Below are 15668 nucleotides of genomic sequence, written 5' to 3' on the forward strand. Positions count from 1 at the left end.
ATTACTTGCGGGTCCCGTCACGCAGCGTTTTGCCGGTGACGCCGGCGCCGTAGTCGTTGATAAATGTGTAGTCGACTTGCGCCGGCACGTCGGCGAGCGGTGCAACGTTGCCAATGTCGAAGTCCGCGCTCGCGCCCGGGTCGACCATGCCGCCCTTGTCACTGGTCCAGTTCGTCGTGCCCTCATTGGCGACGATCTTGCTGAACGTCACGTGATAGGGCGTCGGGTTGGTCGCCTCGAGCGCGTAGGCGCCGTAGTCCTTGCGCACAAATTTCCAACTGACTTTCGCGGCCGCTTCGTCCGCATTTCCCGGCAGCCCCGCAGGACGGAAAAACAACTTGATGCGCGAACGGAACGCGAGTTGCAGCGAATTCGGATCGTCCGCTGTGGTGCTGGCGGCTGCGCGCGGCGGCACTTCAAGCACGTTGAGCCAGAACAGGGACTCCTTGTCTTGCGGCAAGGGCTCCTGCGTATAGATCAGGCGCAGGCTCTGCCCTTTCTTCGGATCGAGGCGAAAAAGCGGCGGCGACAGGGTGAACGGCACCTTCGATTCGTCCGGCATCGCGTTCGGATTGCCCGTGTCGAGCCACACCTGAACCAGCGCCGGTGCGTCACCTTCGTTACTGAGCTTGACGGTTACTTCACGCTCTTTTGCCTGATAGATCACGCGCGTGCCGCTGATCACGACACCCGCATGCGCGCTGCTCACCAACCATGACAATGCGAAAACCGTCATCGCCCTTGATAATTTCTTTCGCATTGCCATTTCGTTATCCTGATTGCGTGGCGAACTCGTGGTTCGCTCTGATCTCCTCGACAGCCGGCGCCTCTTGCGGGCGCCGGCCACCGCCCCGTAGCGTCCTGCTTTTACTGGTAGACGATCGAGTACATGACGGTCGTATTGACGGTACCCGCCGTCGACGCGCCATTGGTTGCCACGTATTGCGCGAAGTACTTGAGCGTGGCGGCACCGCTCGCCAGCGCAACGGCCTTCGAGTTCTGCGACGCCTGAGCCGCACCCAGCGTGATCACGCTGCTGTCTCCGTTGAGCAGGCCGATTTCGACATTGGTCGCCGTGCCCGAGGCGTTGATCAGTTGCCCCGTGGTCGTATCGACCGTGGCGCCCGGTTCGAAATAAGTCGACACGTTGCCCGAGTTCGGCGTGCAGTTCGACAGTGCGATGTTGAACGGCGTGCGGCCCGCGGTCGTGCCCGCAGTGGCGAGCGCCGAGGTCGAGACGGTCGGCAGCGTGACGGTGAAGTTCTTGCCGCCGCCGTTACCGCTGATCGTGCAGGTCTGGCTGGTGATCTGGCCGGTGAATGTGATGGTGCCGTCGGCTGCCTGCGAAACGGCCGGCATGGCGGCTGCTGCAGCAATTGCCGCCGTAGCGAGAACGCCTGAGCGCGTGAATTTCATGGTTATCCCCATTGATGAGTAATGCGTCGTATTGAAAGACCGTGTGTGTGGCGGGTTCAGCAATGGCGTTGCGCTCAAACCGACCGCGCCGGGGGCAATTATCGGGACGATGCCAAAAAGGGACAGTCAAGCAGCGTCAAGCTGGACGGGAGAAGTTTGAAGCAGTGTCAAAACGAACGCTTTCTGGAAGTAAGAGCTACTTGCGCGGCCGCTTCTGCTCCTGAAAAGCACGCCTACCCTACCGGCTTTATTCATACGAATGATGCTTAATCGAGCAAAATCTACGTTTAAAACGTGGGTGCAAGTCGATTTTGCTGGAAAGAGCTTCCTGTTGTCCGTTACCGGATAGTCAAATCGACTTAACTAAAGCTCGTTGTCTTCGCTCCCCAGCAGTGATCACGCCTCGGACTGCCTCGACGCATTCAATTGACGCGCGGGCATCACCGACGACATCTATTCGCGGAGTCCGAAATGAAACGCGCGCTTCTGATGCTTGCGCCGGTCGGCGGGATGCTGGTTGGCGCGGCCCACGCGCAAAGCTCATTGACGATCAGCGGAACAACGTACACGTACTGTGCGGCCGAGGGACAATTCTGTTCGTTCACCGGCACGGCGAACGTCGTTTACGGCACCACGTCGCCTACGCTTCAATACGATATCAATGGCCCGTTCACGGGCGGCGTGCAGTGCTCGACGGGCGCGGTGTCGAGTACGGATCCCGCATTCGGGTATGGGAAGAGTTGCTGGTACAAAAGCACTTCGGCGCCCACACCGACTCCGACTCCTACCCCTACTCCGACTCCAACGCCCACCCCTTCTCCGACTCCGAGTCCCTCTAGTGCGTGGACGCAGTGTGCCGTCGAGAACGCGCGCTGTTCGTTCAGCGGCAAGATGACCGTACTCTATGGCGCGAGCACGACTGCCAATAACGTGAGCAAAGTTTTCACCAATGGTGTGACTTGCAGCAATACGGCTTTTGGTACCGACCCGGCGTATGGAGTTTCGAAGTTCTGCTGGATTCCGAAGACACCTGCACCTGCGCCGACACCGACACCGACACCGACACCGACTCCGACTCCGACACCAACGCCGACGCCAACGCCAACGCCAACGCCGACACCAACGCCGACTCCGACACCGACACCGACTCCAACACCAACTCCGACGCCAACACCGACTCCAACACCAACACCTACGCCTACGCCTACGCCGACACCAGCATCCGCCATCGCCTGCGCAGCACCGACGTCAGCAGCCGGAGGCACCGCCAACGGCCTGATCGTCACCGACACGCCAAGCAGCGACGGCACACGCCTCTTCAATCAAGGCAGCGCCTTCCAGGTGTCGTTCGTCACCGCGGCGACATCGGCGGACACCGTCGTCTGGTCGATGCAGGATCAGTTGGGCAATATCAAGGGCAGCGGTTCGTTTGCCGTTGCGAGCGGGACGCGGACCAGTACGCTGTCGTGCCGGAGCAGCGCGGCGGGTTACTTCGCGATCACGGCGACGCTGTCGCACTCAGGCGGCACGCTGCCACAATTCGGCACGCGTCCAACCGGCATCGCCACCTTCGGCATCTTGCCGAACCTGTCCAGCACGATACCGGCAGTCAGCTATGCGCATCAGGAGCAGCACCGCTTCGGCATGCAGGGCTTCAACGACAATGGCCCGATGCTCGCAGCGCTCGGCATCTCCCAAACGATCGACGACCGGGAGCTGTCCACCATGGAACCCAATGCGGCGAATACGTGGACGCCTTCCTTATCGGATCTCGATCCGTTCTATACGAACGGCAAGATCATGCGGCTCATCAGACTGGACGGTATTCCCGCATGGGCGAGTCCAACCGGCGCCTTTCAGGACGACACCAACGCACCGTCCAACGAAAGCTACTACCAGAGCTACATGGCGCGCGTGGGCACCGACAGCGCTGCGATCCGTCAGCAGTATTTTTCCAATCAGCAATACAACTATTACCAGGTGACGTGGGAGCCCCAATGGGCCGATTCGACCGCCAATTTCGTCGCGATGTATGCGGCCGCCTATAAAGGCTTGCATTCGACTGATCCGAACGCGGTTGTGATGGGCACAACCAACGTCTTTCCCGCCAACTGCTCGACGGAATGTACGCAGGGGTATCTCGCCACCTACGCATCGCTAGGGCTCGGCAATTACATCGACGGTGTGACGACGCACGGCTACTACAACGCCGGCACATTCGCCGCGCATCCGCCGGAACAATACGATACCGATCCGAATCCTGCGAATGTCGCGAACGCCCTCGATCAGCAGATGAGGTCGTTGCGTTCGCAGATGCAGATGGTCAAGCCGAACATGCGCCTGTGGATGACCGAGCTCGGCATCACCTACGACTCCGGCGCCGCTTACGGGCCGAGCTATCCGCCGGCCAACCAGTTGTACGGGCAGGCCGCAGTCGCATTGCGCTCGCATCTGATCATTCTCGGCGAAGGTGCACAGGTCACCTACTTCTTCTACGGCGCGGACTATCCTGCTGACGTGGGCATCGGCACGTTCTTCGATCTCGCCGATCCGCAGGGGCAATATGGCGCGACGAATCTGAGTCCCAAACCAGAAGCGCTCGCGTTCGCCGCGCTGACGCGTGTCCTGGACGGCACGCAAACGCTCGGACGCCTCAACAGTCTTCCTTCGATGGTGTATGGCTACGCATTCCAGCAGCTCAACTCGGGTGCGGTGATCGCGGCGCTGTGGACGCACAACAATTCGAACTGGCCGACGTCGTCGGGTACCTACAGTTCGACCTATAGCACCACCTATGCGTTGACCGTGAACTCGACCGGCACGAGCGGCAGCGTAAGCGTCATTGACATGATGGGCAATGTAAGCTCGGTGAGCTACACGAACGGCATCGCGAATCTCACGCTGACCGAGTCGCCGATTTACGTTGTGCTGGCGAACGCGAATGCGATCCAGGGCAAGTACACGGCACCCGTGGGCTATACCGGACAATAATCATGCTTTGGAGAAATCACGCCCACCTTCCTTTCGATATCCTGACGCGGTGGCTTCACAATCACACACCGCTGGAAATCCAGACACGTCTGCACCAGCATGGCAAACAGATGGTGCTGCTGCCGATGAACGTGGGATGAGTCAGTGAACCATCGTTACCGGAGTAACCGTGCGCCTTGACAGCGACGCGAACATGGCCAGTCTTCTAAAAAAGCCCATGTGGCTCGCGTCGATCACCATGACGTCGGGCTGGGTCGTTGCCGCATAGTCGGCGATCGCTTTCGTGCGGTGGCCGAATACCCGCTTCCAGTGGTACGGCACACCGGCTTCTTCGAGAATCGTGCGGGCATCGATCAGCGCCTTGAGCATGGCATGTTTTTCCATCCGCACCAGTGAGCTTCGGGTATGGAAGGCTGCAGCGCGCCCCTGATCGACAGGCTCGAGTACTTCCAGCAATTCGACTTCGGTTACACCGCGCTCCAGAAACATGAACGCCGCATAGCGCGCGGCTTCTATCGCACCGCCGTGGTCGAGAACAGGAATCAGCATGCGTATCATCGAGAACTCCTGGCGGGTACTTTGTACTTTGAGCTTAGCGAAAGCGGCATTAACATCGTGTAAAAAACTGCTGTTTTTGGAGCATGCGCGCACGCAAATTACACGGCGACGGAAGGCATCCTCATGATGCCTGTATCGCAGCCGGATTCAGCTCGATATGCAAGATCACCAGCCACCGCTTCGGACAATCCTCGGCAATTTGCAGTTCCTGTTTCCTGTCACCGCCCGTCTTCACGAAACCTTTCTCACGCGCGAAGCCGAAGGCGCGCCGCGCATCGGATTGCAGCCACAGCGTCAACAGTCCGCATGTCACGCAGCTGAACAGCCAGATCGTTTCATGAGGCAGCGTAGCATCGAGTTGCTGAGCGACGTAGGTAAAAATAGTCGTGAGAACCTGATTGGTGACAAAGGCAATGGCGACGACCTTGCACATTCCCCTGAATATCATCGCGGGTCTTGAAGGCGTCATGGCAGGTCAAAACCCGGTGCGGAAAACACGCGAGCCTCCACGGTCACGTTGCCCTTTGTTTGTTCGAATGCCATACACACTCCAGCAAAAACCAGATTTTCCCTGCGGCGAAACGCCAGACTTGAACTATACGAACGACACCGTAAAGGCCGAGAATCGATTGCCGCCGGCGATATAAAAATCCTGTGAAAATCACCGCACGCCGACCAGCCGGTAGCCCACGCCGGCCTCGGTGACGATGTGTTCGGGGTGTGCCGGATCGCGCTCGAGCTTGTGGCGCAGATGCCCCATGTAGATGCGCAGGTAGTGGTGGTTGTCGGTCTGCAGGGGACCCCATACCTCGCCGAGCAACTGCTCATGCGTCAATACACGCCCAGGATGGCGCACCAGCGCGGAGAGCAGGCGATATTCGGTGGGGCTGAGATGGACGACCCGGCTGCCGCGCACGACCCTGCGCTCGCCGAGATCGATTGTGACGAGGCCGAACTGAACCTGAGGCACGCCGACCCTGTCGCCGTTGGTCTGCCTGCGCAAATGCGCTCTGATCCGCGCGCCAAGTTCGGGCAAGCCGAATGGTTTGGTGAGGTAATCGTCGGCGCCGGCGTCGAGCGCCGCAACCTTGTCTTCTTCGCGGCTTCGCGCCGACAGGACGATCACCGGCATCGCGGACCAGCCGCGCAACTCGCGGATCACCTCGATGCCGTCCATGTCCGGCAAACTCAGATCGATGATGACGAGATCCGCCAGCCGCGTCGCAGCCTGCGCCAGGCCTTGTGCGCCGGTCTGTGCGTCGAAGACGCTCATGCCGGCCGCTTCGAGGCTAGTACGAATGAAGCGGCGGATGGCTTTGTCCGCGTCGATCACAACGACTGTTACGGTGGGATCGCTCATCCGCAGGCTCAATGCATCGGCTTGAGGTCATCCAAAGCCAGGTTGAGCTTCAGCACATTCACGCGGGCCTCGCCGAAAATGCCGAACTGCCGCCCCGACGTATTGCGCGCAACAAGATTGGTCACCTGATCGACCGGCAAGCCGCGGGCCTGCGCCACGCGCGCCACCTGATAGGCGGCAGCGGCCGGACTGATTTCCGGGTCGAGGCCGCTACCCGACGACGTCACGAGATCCACCGGCACCGGTTGCGACATATCGTTACCTGCCGCCTTCAACGCATCGAGACGGCCTTTGATTTCGTCAGCGAGCGCGGGATTGGTCGGGCCAAGGTTCGAACCACCCGAGTTCTGCGCGTTGTACGGCTGGGGCGTGGTGGCCGACAGGCGTCCCCAGAAATAGTACGGCGCGTCGAACTGCTGGCCGATCAGCGCGGAGCCGGCCACTTTGCCATCCTTCTCGAGCATGCTGCCGTTCGCCTGAGCCGCGAAGGCTGCATGACCGATTGCGGTCACAACGATCGGATAGATCACCCCGGTGATCACCGTCATCAGGATGAACAGAACAAGTACCGGGCGAATCAGCGTTTTCATGATCTTCACTCTATTAGGTCAGACCCAGCCGAACACGTTCAGCACCATATCGATCAGCTTGATGAACGGGAACGGCAGCAGAATGCCGCCCAGCCCGTAGATCAGCAGATTGCGGCGCAGCAGCGACGCCGCGCCGAGCGGCCGGTACTTCACGCCCTTGAGTGCCAGCGGAATCAGCGCAACGATGATCAGCGCATTGAAAATCACCGCGGAGAGAATGGCCGATGAAGGCGAGCTCAGATGCATCACGTCGAGCACACGTAATTGCGGATAGGTTGTCGCAAACGCCGCCGGGATGATCGCGAAGTATTTGGCGACGTCGTTCGCAATCGAGAACGTGGTGAGCGAGCCGCGCGTCATCAGCATCTGCTTGCCGATCTCGACGATCTCGATCAGCTTGGTCGGATTCGAATCGAGGTCGACCATGTTGCCGGCTTCCTTCGCAGCCTGCGTGCCGGTATTCATCGCCACCGCCACGTCCGCTTGCGCGAGCGCCGGGGCGTCGTTGGTGCCGTCGCCGGTCATTGCCACGAGCCGGCCCTCGGCCTGGTGCGAGCGGATCGTGGCGAGCTTGGCCTCCGGCGTCACCTCGGCGAGGAAGTCGTCCACGCCGGCTTCGGCAGCGATCGCCGCCGCGGTCAGGCGGTTATCGCCCGTCACCATGATGGTCTTGATGCCCATCTTGCGCAGTTCGGCGAAGCGTTCCTTGATACCGCCCTTGACGATGTCCTTCAACTCGATCACGCCCATGCAGCGTGCGCCGCTCTCGCCGCGTACTTGCTGCGCGACCACCAGCGGCGTGCTGCCGCGCCGTGCGATTTCCGTCACCGCCGCCGTCAACTCCGCGGGGAAACGACCGCCGTGCGCCTCGACATAGTGTTTGATCGCATCGGAAGCGCCCTTGCGAATCTCACGGTCGGGCAGATCGACACCGCTCATGCGCGACTGTGCGCTAAAGGCGAGGAAGGTCGCCTGCAGCGCGTGCATATCGCGCTCGCGGATATTGAAGCGCTGCTTCGCCAGCACGACGATGCTGCGCCCTTCCGGTGTTTCGTCCGCAAGTGAAGACAACTGCGCGGCGTCGGCGAGCTGTTCCTCCGTGACGCCCGGCGCCGGCGTGAAAGCCGAAGCCTGGCGATTGCCGAGCGTGATCGTGCCGGTCTTGTCGAGTAGCAACACGTCGACGTCGCCTGCGGCTTCAACAGCGCGGCCCGAGGTGGCAATCACGTTCGCCTGCATCATCCGGCTCATGCCCGCTACGCCGATCGCTGAAAGCAGACCGCCGATGGTGGTCGGAATCAGGCACACCAGCAGCGCGACCAGCGCGGTAATCGTGACGACATGCCCGGCTTTCGCGGCTTCGACCGAGAACATCGAGAACGGCAGCAGCGTCGCGGTTGCGAACAGCAGCACGAGCGTCAGCGCGACCAGCAGGATCGTCAGGGCGATCTCATTCGGCGTCTTTTGACGCTTCGCGCCTTCCACCATCGCGATCATCCGGTCGAGGAAGGCCTCGCCCGGATTCACGCTGACCCGCACGACGATCCAGTCCGACAGCACACGCGTGCCGCCCGTCACCGACGAAAAATCGCCGCCCGATTCGCGGATCACCGGCGCGGATTCGCCCGTGATCGCCGACTCGTCGACCGACGCGACACCTTCGATCACCTCGCCGTCCGCCGGAATCACGTCGCCGGTTTCGACCAGCACGACGTCGCCCTTGCGCAGATCGGTGGCCGTCGTGATGCGGATCGGCGCCTTGGGATGCGCTTCCTGCAGCAGCTTCGCCATCACGTCACGCTTCGCGCCGCGCAGCGAAGCCGCTTGCGCCTTCGAGCGGCCCTCAGCGAGCGCCTCCGCGAAGTTGGCGAACAGCACGGTAAACCACAGCCAGAGCGCGATCGCGAGAATGAATCCGGCGGGTGCTTCGGCCTGGCCCGCAAGCGCCGCAATCCACAAAATGGTCGTCAGAATGCTGCCGATGTATACGCAGAACATCACCGGGTTACGCAACTGATGGCGTGGCGCGAGCTTCCTGAACGAATCGACGAGCGCCGGCCGGGCAATCGACGGGTCGAACATCGAGCGCGCGGCGTTGCGCGCCTGACCGATGTTGCCCGGCTGATGAACCGGCGGTTGGAGTCCGTTAGTCATGCTGTCCTCTCAGTCAATGTCCCGCGACCATGATCAGATGTTCGACGACCGGGCCGAGCGCCAGTGCCGGCACGTACGTCAGCGCGCCGACCAGCACCACGGTGCCGAGCAGCAGCACGACGAACAGCGGACCGTGCGTCGGCAGCGTGCCGGCGGTCGCGGAGATGCGTTTCTTTGCGGCTAGCGATCCGGCGATTGCCAGCACCGGCACAATCGACCCGAAGCGGCCGAACCACATGGCGATGGCCAGCGTGCTGTTGTAGAAGGGCGTATTGACCGAGAGGCCCGCGAAAGCGCTGCCGTTGTTATTGGCGGCCGAGCTGTACGCGTAGAGAATCTCGGAGAATCCGTGCGGCCCGGGATTGGAGACACCCGCCACGCCGGCCGCCGTCAGCACGCCGATCGACGCACCGACCAGCACGAGCAGCGGCGTGAGCAGCACGGCGATCGACACCATCTTCATCTCGTACGACTCGATCTTCTTGCCGATGTATTCCGGTGTTCGCCCGATCATCAGGCCGGCCACGAACACCGCGAGCAAGGCGAACACGAGCATGCCGTACAGGCCCGAGCCCACGCCGCCGAAGATCACCTCGCCGAGTTCGATCAGCAGGAGCGGAACGAAGCCGCCCATCGGCGTCAACGAATCGTGCGTGTTGAGAACGGCGCCACACGATGCGGCGGTGGTCGCCACGGTGAAGATGCCGGACTGCGCGATGCCGAAGCGGGTTTCCTTGCCTTCCATGTTGCCGCCGGTTTGCGCGGCCGACGCCGTTTGATCGACATGCAGCGACGCATACAGCGGATTGCCGTTCTGCTCAGACGAAATCTCGCCCCAACAGGCGACCGCGAACGCGATCGTCATCGCGGCAAGCACCGCATAGCCCTGGCGCTTGTCGCCGACCATCCGGCCGAACACCAGGCACAACGCAGCAGGGATAACGAGCATCGCTATCATCTGAACGAAGTTGGCGAACGGCGTCGGATTCTCGTACGGATGCGCGGAATTGGCGTTGAAAAAACCGCCGCCGTTGGTGCCGAGCATCTTGATCGCTTCCTGCGACGCAACCGGCCCCATGGCGATAGTCTGCTTGTCGGCCTTGTTGTCCACCATCACCGGGTTGCCCTTGGCGTCCTTGACGGGGTTGCCCTGGGCATCGGTCTTCGGCGTCTGATACGTCGTCACCTGCAACGTCGGCACGTTTTCGTACGACTTGAAGTTCTGAATCACGCCCTGACTGATGAAGACAAGCGCGATGACCGTTGCGAGCGGCGCGAGGATATACAGCGTGATACGCGTGAGATCGACCCAGAAATTGCCGATCGTCGCCGCCGTATGGCGTGCGAAACCCCGAATCAGCGCGATCACGACGGCAATGCCGGTGGCGGCCGAGAAGAAGTTTTGCACCGTCAGCGCGGCCATCTGCGTCAGATAGCTGACGGTCGATTCCGGCGTGTAGTCCTGCCAGTTCGTGTTGGTCACGAAGCTGATTGCCGTGTTGAAGGCGGCGTCGGGCGTCATCGGTCCGAAGCCCTGCGGATTAGCGGGCAACCATTGCTGTAAACGCAGGAATCCATACACTGCGAGCACGCCGAGCGTGTTGAACGCCAGCACAGCCAGCGCGTAGTGCTTCCACGACATTTCCGCGCTGGGGTCGACCCCGGCGAGCTTGTAGAACGCGGTTTCGATCGGCCGCCCTATCCGGCGCACGATGACCGAAGAACCGTCCACCACGCCGGTCATGTAACGGCCAAGCGGGATGGCAAGCGCGATCAGCACGACGATGAACAGGCCGGGCTGAAACAGGTTGTTGAAGTTCATTCGAGAGCCTCCGCGCGTAGCAAGGCATACACGAGGTAAGCGAACAGAATCAGCGTCGAGGCCGCCGCGAGCCAGGTCATCCAGGTGGTCATGGACGGCCTCCGGGCGCACGGCGAAGCTTGTCGCAGCCAATCACGAAGGCCGCGACGAGGCCACTGAATACAATGATGGCGATGAGGTAAAGCAGATCCATGATCGGGTCTCCCACAGGGAACGCCTGCACCGTGAAATTTAGGAAAATCCGCGTAAACGCAGCGTCAATACTTCGCGGAGTTTCGTAAAAACGATGGACGTGGTGCGGGAGACCGCCGCGCTAGCGCAGCGGTATGGTCTTGCTGGGAGACTTTCGGGCAAGCACTTCGACCTGCAGTTTGAGGGAGACTTTCAGGCTTTCGCACTGCTGTTTGAAAGCGGCCGCCGCGTAAGCGGCTTAAAAGGCTTAAGCCGCCTTGGCCGCCTTACTCGTTTGAACCGCTTGCGCCGCTTGAGCGGCTTCGCGCGCAGTCTGTTCGATCCAGAGCTGGCTATCGGGAAACCAGAATGCGTCCGGGCGCGGAGGCGAGACGAGCTTCACCGGAAGGGAGGGATTGAATATCTTCGACCATGCGGACAGATAAGACGGCGTCTTCACGAGGAACCCGCAATTGGCCAGAAGCAGGCAGGACACCAGCGCCTCGCGGCCGATTTCGAGTCCCGGATAGCCGCTGAAGTGAACGGGCGTGCTGCCACAGGCGAGATGCTTTGCCGGCGCGACCCTGACCGGCTTGCTGAATGGCCAGGCGACAAAAAAATCGATAAACGCCCGTTCGTCGCTTGAAACCAAAATATTGGTCAAGTGCGGGTTTTCCGCGAGCGTGGCTTCCACATGGCGGCAAAAGCTTCCCCATGAAACCGGGACGGCTTCCTGCGCCTTGTCGGTCCCTCTGAAATGCGCGCCAAGGGTCGACGCGCCGAGCCCAAGCTTCTGGCAGATCGCGTCGACTTCTTCGCAGATAGACGCGGCCGGACGATAGTGCGCGAAGAAGAGCTCGCTTGCACTGCTGAGTCGAAGCCGGGATTCATAGCGCTGACGAAAGCCCAGTTGAACCAGGTCGCGCACTGTCGACGTTCTGACCTTATGGGTGATCGCGGCGCCGGAGGCGGTGTGGACGGACTCGAAGAAGGCCGAGAACCAGTCCAGTTTCCCTTCGGCGTCGCCATACAGCCCGCCGCGTGCGCTGATGCACGGGGTGAGGCATTTCTCGTCGCAATACATCAGAATAAACAGGACCATCTGCATCACGGAGAAAAAACCGGAGTTCTCCCGAATCTCGATGGAAAAGATGCCCCTGTTCAAACGCTGTGTAGCATGAAGTGAAATCCGGCGCGGCATGGCCACGGAATGCTTGAATCCCTCGCTGCGTCGGATCTGTTTCGCCCGATCGACCACCTTTCTCAACATGCCTGACTCCTAATTAATTAGGTATTTTTAAAAATGGCACGGACCTGTTTTCTGCGAAGGCAGGGACGGCTCAGCATAACACCTCAAAAAATTTGATCACGTAAAGTTTGGCTCATCTTGGTGAGCTAGCGTACAAAGGATCGGTAAGGTTTTCCCTGGATGGGCACGCCGCACTGCCGGCTCAACCCTCCGGCACCTCGCCGGTGTACTCATAGGCCACCGTCCCCCTGGGATGCCTGAACCACCCCGGATCGCGGTAGTCGTTGCGTCCCAACCCCTCCCGCACTTTCACGACGGTGAACATGCCGCCCATCTCCAGCGCGCCGAACGGCCCCGTGCCGGTCATCATCGGCAGCGTGTTGTCGGGCAGCGGCATTTCCATCCCGCCCATCGAACCACCCGTGCTGCCCATCGCCATGTAATCGGGCACCAGCTTGTTGATGCGTTGCGCGAGGTCTTTCTGCGGCACACCGATCAGGTTCGGTACCTGATGGCCCATCGCGTTCATGGTGTGGTGTGACTTGTGGCAATGAAACGCCCAGTCGCCCGGACGGTTCGCCGTGAACTCGATGGCGCGCATCTGGCCGACTGCGACGTCCGCGGTCACCTCGGGCCAGCGGGCGGAAGGCGGAATCCATCCGCCGTCCGTCCCCACCACTTCGAAATGGTAGCCGTGCAGATGGATCGGGTGATTGGTCATCGTCAGATTGCCGACGCGAATGCGCACGCGGTCGCCGGCGCGTACCGGCAAGGAATCGATGCCAGGAAAGACACGCGCATTCCATGTCCACATGTTGAAGTTGGTCATCTCGTTCACGCGCGGCGTGAAACTGCCCGGGTCGATGTCGTATGCGGACATGATGAACACGAAGTCGCGATCCACCTGCATGACGCCCGGGTCTTTCGGATGAACAATGAATGTGCCCATCATGCCCATTGCCATCTGCACCATCTCGTCGGCGTGCGGGTGATACATGAAGGTGCCGTGTTTCTCCAGTTGAAACTCGTAGACAAAGGTCTTGCCCGGTGGAATGTGTGGCTGCGTGAGACCGCCGACGCCATCCATGCCGCACGGCAGGAGCATGCCGTGCCAGTGAACCGTGGTGTGCTCCGGCAGCTTGTTGGTCACGAAGATGCGCACCTTGTCGCCTTCAACGGCCTCGATGGTCGGCCCTGGCGCCTGGCCGTTATAGCCCCACAGGTTCGCGCTCATGCCCGGCGCCAGTTCGCGCACCACCGGCTCGGCGATCAGATGAAACTCCTTCCAGCCGTTCTTCATACGCCACGGCAGCGACCAGCCGTTCAACGTCGCGACGGATGCATACGGCCGGCCGTTCGGCGGCGCGTGCGGCGCCTGCATCGTGGCCCCGTCCATCGTGGGCGCCTCAGGCAATGACGCGGCGCCGGCCTTGCTGACGAGTGCCGCACCCAACAACGCGGCTCCAGAGCCGCCCAGAAAATTTCGACGAGACACCATGTCATTGACCTTCAGAATCTGTGGATGACGCTTGCGGCGTCATGGATGTAAATGGCGCTGCGGCCATCGCGAGAGGCGGCAGACGGCCGCCGAGCGCCTGTTGCAGGTCGGTTTCCGCGAGCCAGTAGTCTTTGAGCGCGTCGATATAGCTGTTCACCGCGCCGATCTGGTCGCGCGAATCGGCGAGCAGTTCGAACACGCTCGCGAGCATGCCGTTATAGCGAAGCAGCAGTTCGTCCGAGATCGTCTTGCGGATCGGCACGACTTCGTCGCGATAGTGCTTCGCAACGTCGTAGTCGGTCACATAGGCCGAATACGATTCTCGAACTTCCGAGCGCGCATTGATCGCGGTTTCGGCGACGCGGTTCGCCGACTGCAGATAGATCGCTTTGGCGCGCGCCACTTTCGAAGCGCCCCAGTCGAAAATCGGAATCTCGACGCTGATCTCGTAGCCCTGCTCGCGGCCGTCGGAGGTCGTGAAATTGTTCTGATAGCCGACGTCCAATGCATTGATGAATCGCGTTGCCTGGCTTAGGCCCAATGAGCTTGCAACGCTCTGCGTTTGCAGTTTCGCTGCCTGGATGTCCAGGCGGTTCTGCATCGCGAAGTGCTCGAGGTCCTGCAATTCGGGCCTCGTTGCAGGCAGGTCAGGCAGACGCTCAGGAAGGTCGTACTGCGCTTGCGAACCCCATAGGCCCATCGTGCGGGTGAGCTTTTCCCGCGCGGCTACCGACTGCTGCCGCGCTTTCGCCAGTTGCGCCACGGCTTCCGCGTAGAAGGCCTGCTCACGCGCATAGTCGAGCTTGCTGAAGTTGCCGGCTTGCTGCATGCGCAATGCGAGTTCGGCGCCGGCTTCCGCCGAATCCTTCACCTGCTCCGCGTAGCCGGCGGACTGCTTCGCCGCGACCGCGCCGATATAGGCGCGTCGAGCATCGGCGGCGACTCTGAGCATGGCGTCCGCCGCAAGCAGCCGGGTCTGCTCGAAACGGCGACTCTCGATGCGTGTCGACAACGGCAGCGTCAGCATGTTCAACAAGCCGAGCGTGAACGTACGGCTGATGCTCAGATCGTTGCCGCCGTGCGTGCGGCTGAATGTGAAGCCGGGATTCGGCAGCCGTCCCGCCTGCACCAGGTCCGCCTCGGCAATGCCGAGTTCGCTATACGAGGCCTGCAATCCGCGGTTATTCAACAGAGCGATCTGGATCGCGTCGTCCATGCCGAGTGGTCGGGATAGCAGTTCCTGTGTGCGTTTGGCGACAGCGTTTCGATCTTCGTCCGTCCTGACTAGCACGGCGTCTTTGCCGAGCCGCTGCGATGCTGTTGTTGAAACGGTGTCGAAGCCGCCGTCCTTCGAAAAGGTCGTGCAGCCGGCGAGGAACGCCAATGCGGTAGTGGCGGCAATGAGTCGGCCAGTGAGAAAGAGATGCTGCTTCATTCTGCCGGCCCCTCTTGATGGGAACCGTGGCTGCTGTGACTAGAGCCTTGGTTGGAGCCGGCGTTGGAGCCGTGGCCGGAGCTGTGGTTGGCATCGGCATCGCCTGAATGCATTTGACCGTGGTCCATCTCGGGCTTGCCCGATCGACTCGCCACCGCACGATTGAGCGCTTGCCAGGTGGGCGCTTTCTGTTCCAGGTATGGCCGATAGTCCGCGAAGGCGGACGGCACATTGACCGCCGGAACTGATGCCGCGGCATCCGCCGGATCAGGAAGTGGTGATATGGCGTGCACGAGCGCCGGCAATACTGCCGTCGCGCCTAGCAGCGCCGCAATAAACGTTCGCATTGATTTTCTCGTCGTATGCCACCCGGACAGCCGACGTGCAACGTGCGGCCATCAAGGCGAAATTGAACATCGCAGCA

The 15668-nt window shown here is 61.2% G+C and carries 17 protein-coding genes; 2 read left to right on the top strand and 15 right to left on the bottom strand.

Going from position 1 to position 15668, the window contains the following annotated elements; genetic code table 11:
• Nucleotide 1: 1 nt before the first annotated feature.
• From P3T25_RS09895 to P3T25_RS09905, 3 genes are all read right to left on the bottom strand, one after another.
• Nucleotides 2-760: a fimbrial biogenesis chaperone gene (locus P3T25_RS09895; RefSeq protein ID WP_233465177.1), complete on the bottom strand. Its 759-nt coding sequence runs from the start codon at nt 758-760 to the stop codon at nt 2-4.
• A 107-nt stretch (nt 761-867) separates the two neighbouring features.
• Nucleotides 868-1416 carry a fimbrial protein gene (locus P3T25_RS09900; RefSeq protein ID WP_154566850.1) on the bottom strand — a complete coding sequence of 183 codons (549 nt, stop codon included), beginning with the start codon at nt 1414-1416 and terminating at the stop codon, nt 868-870.
• 902 nt (nt 1417-2318) lie between these two features.
• Entirely contained in the window at nt 2319-2726 is a 408-nt protein-coding gene (locus P3T25_RS09905) for a hypothetical protein (RefSeq protein WP_429358014.1), read from the bottom strand.
• Between the two features lie 79 nt (nt 2727-2805).
• Between P3T25_RS09905 and P3T25_RS09910 the strand changes: the two genes are divergently transcribed.
• Together P3T25_RS09910 and P3T25_RS09915 are read left to right on the top strand one after the other, a co-directional pair.
• Nucleotides 2806-4407 carry a hypothetical protein gene (locus tag P3T25_RS09910; protein WP_429358048.1) on the top strand — a complete coding sequence of 534 codons (1602 nt, stop codon included), beginning with the start codon at nt 2806-2808 and terminating at the stop codon, nt 4405-4407.
• Between the two features lie 2 nt (nt 4408-4409).
• Nucleotides 4410-4547, top strand: a complete 138-nt coding sequence (locus P3T25_RS09915; RefSeq protein WP_154567467.1) for a hypothetical protein — start codon at nt 4410-4412, stop codon at nt 4545-4547.
• Between the two features lies 1 nt (nt 4548).
• Here P3T25_RS09915 and P3T25_RS09920 read toward each other — a convergent pair whose 3' ends face one another.
• The 12 genes from P3T25_RS09920 to P3T25_RS09975 all read right to left on the bottom strand — a co-directional run bounded on the left by P3T25_RS09920 (nt 4549) and on the right by P3T25_RS09975 (nt 15591).
• Nucleotides 4549-4965 (bottom strand): universal stress protein, encoded by a 417-nt coding sequence (locus P3T25_RS09920; RefSeq protein WP_175050308.1) that lies wholly within the window; start codon nt 4963-4965, stop codon nt 4549-4551.
• 121 nt (nt 4966-5086) lie between these two features.
• Nucleotides 5087-5398 carry a hypothetical protein gene (locus P3T25_RS09925; RefSeq protein WP_429358015.1) on the bottom strand — a complete coding sequence of 104 codons (312 nt, stop codon included), beginning with the start codon at nt 5396-5398 and terminating at the stop codon, nt 5087-5089.
• Between the two features lie 228 nt (nt 5399-5626).
• A complete protein-coding gene (locus P3T25_RS09930) occupies nt 5627-6325 on the bottom strand; it encodes a response regulator (RefSeq protein ID WP_154567464.1) in 699 nt (232 codons plus the stop codon).
• Nucleotides 6326-6333: 8 nt separating this feature from the next.
• Nucleotides 6334-6915, bottom strand: coding sequence for a potassium-transporting ATPase subunit KdpC (gene kdpC / locus P3T25_RS09935; protein WP_154567463.1), 582 nt, complete (start codon nt 6913-6915; stop codon nt 6334-6336).
• Nucleotides 6916-6933: 18 nt separating this feature from the next.
• Nucleotides 6934-8997 (bottom strand): potassium-transporting ATPase subunit KdpB, encoded by a 2064-nt coding sequence (gene kdpB / locus P3T25_RS09940; RefSeq protein WP_154567468.1) that lies wholly within the window; start codon nt 8995-8997, stop codon nt 6934-6936.
• Nucleotides 8998-9082: 85 nt separating this feature from the next.
• On the bottom strand, nt 9083-10891 hold the full coding sequence (gene kdpA / locus P3T25_RS09945) for a potassium-transporting ATPase subunit KdpA (RefSeq protein WP_171926459.1): 1809 nt from the start codon (nt 10889-10891) through the stop codon (nt 9083-9085).
• Nucleotides 10888-10983 carry a K(+)-transporting ATPase subunit F gene (kdpF, locus tag P3T25_RS09950; RefSeq protein WP_028193906.1) on the bottom strand — a complete coding sequence of 32 codons (96 nt, stop codon included), beginning with the start codon at nt 10981-10983 and terminating at the stop codon, nt 10888-10890. The genes kdpA and kdpF overlap by 4 nt, the downstream gene beginning before the upstream one ends.
• Nucleotides 10980-11084 (bottom strand): potassium ABC transporter ATPase, encoded by a 105-nt coding sequence (locus P3T25_RS09955; RefSeq protein ID WP_216674217.1) that lies wholly within the window; start codon nt 11082-11084, stop codon nt 10980-10982. Before P3T25_RS09955 ends, kdpF begins: the two co-directional genes overlap by 4 nt.
• Before the next feature lie 246 nt (nt 11085-11330).
• A complete protein-coding gene (locus P3T25_RS09960; protein WP_171926460.1) occupies nt 11331-12332 on the bottom strand; it encodes a hypothetical protein in 1002 nt (333 codons plus the stop codon).
• Nucleotides 12333-12513: 181 nt separating this feature from the next.
• Nucleotides 12514-13809, bottom strand: a complete 1296-nt coding sequence (locus tag P3T25_RS09965) for a copper oxidase (protein ID WP_171926461.1) — start codon at nt 13807-13809, stop codon at nt 12514-12516.
• A 1-nt stretch (nt 13810) separates the two neighbouring features.
• Entirely contained in the window at nt 13811-15244 is a 1434-nt protein-coding gene (locus P3T25_RS09970) for a TolC family protein (RefSeq protein WP_429358016.1), read from the bottom strand.
• A complete protein-coding gene (locus tag P3T25_RS09975) occupies nt 15241-15591 on the bottom strand; it encodes a hypothetical protein (protein ID WP_171926463.1) in 351 nt (116 codons plus the stop codon). The genes P3T25_RS09970 and P3T25_RS09975 overlap by 4 nt, the downstream gene beginning before the upstream one ends.
• Nucleotides 15592-15668 lie beyond the last annotated feature (77 nt).

It is taken from the genome of Paraburkholderia sp. GAS32 (assembly GCF_050434225.1).
GTDB lineage: Bacteria > Pseudomonadota > Gammaproteobacteria > Burkholderiales > Burkholderiaceae > Paraburkholderia > Paraburkholderia madseniana.

Bases quoted from the DNA above. Each gene is read 5' to 3' on its own strand.
- P3T25_RS09925 (WP_429358015.1), bottom strand. From the start codon at position 5,398: ATGTGCAAGGTCGTCGCCATTGCCTTTGTCACCAATCAGGTTCTCACG.
- P3T25_RS09975 (WP_171926463.1), bottom strand. From the start codon at position 15,591: ATGCGAACGTTTATTGCGGCGCTGCTAGGCGCGACGGCAGTATTGCCG.
- P3T25_RS09895 (WP_233465177.1), bottom strand. From the start codon at position 760: ATGCGAAAGAAATTATCAAGGGCGATGACGGTTTTCGCATTGTCATGG.
- kdpC (WP_154567463.1), bottom strand. From the start codon at position 6,915: ATGAAAACGCTGATTCGCCCGGTACTTGTTCTGTTCATCCTGATGACG.
- P3T25_RS09930 (WP_154567464.1), bottom strand. From the start codon at position 6,325: ATGAGCGATCCCACCGTAACAGTCGTTGTGATCGACGCGGACAAAGCC.
- kdpB (WP_154567468.1), bottom strand. From the start codon at position 8,997: ATGTTCGACCCGTCGATTGCCCGGCCGGCGCTCGTCGATTCGTTCAGG.
- kdpF (WP_028193906.1), bottom strand. From the start codon at position 10,983: ATGACCACCTGGATGACCTGGCTCGCGGCGGCCTCGACGCTGATTCTG.
- P3T25_RS09970 (WP_429358016.1), bottom strand. From the start codon at position 15,244: ATGAAGCAGCATCTCTTTCTCACTGGCCGACTCATTGCCGCCACTACC.
- P3T25_RS09900 (WP_154566850.1), bottom strand. From the start codon at position 1,416: ATGAAATTCACGCGCTCAGGCGTTCTCGCTACGGCGGCAATTGCTGCA.
- P3T25_RS09955 (WP_216674217.1), bottom strand. From the start codon at position 11,084: ATGGATCTGCTTTACCTCATCGCCATCATTGTATTCAGTGGCCTCGTC.
- P3T25_RS09910 (WP_429358048.1), top strand. From the start codon at position 2,806: ATGCAGGATCAGTTGGGCAATATCAAGGGCAGCGGTTCGTTTGCCGTT.
- kdpA (WP_171926459.1), bottom strand. From the start codon at position 10,891: ATGAACTTCAACAACCTGTTTCAGCCCGGCCTGTTCATCGTCGTGCTG.
- P3T25_RS09920 (WP_175050308.1), bottom strand. From the start codon at position 4,965: ATGATACGCATGCTGATTCCTGTTCTCGACCACGGCGGTGCGATAGAA.
- P3T25_RS09960 (WP_171926460.1), bottom strand. From the start codon at position 12,332: ATGTTGAGAAAGGTGGTCGATCGGGCGAAACAGATCCGACGCAGCGAG.
- P3T25_RS09965 (WP_171926461.1), bottom strand. From the start codon at position 13,809: ATGGTGTCTCGTCGAAATTTTCTGGGCGGCTCTGGAGCCGCGTTGTTG.
- P3T25_RS09915 (WP_154567467.1), top strand. From the start codon at position 4,410: ATGCTTTGGAGAAATCACGCCCACCTTCCTTTCGATATCCTGACGCGG.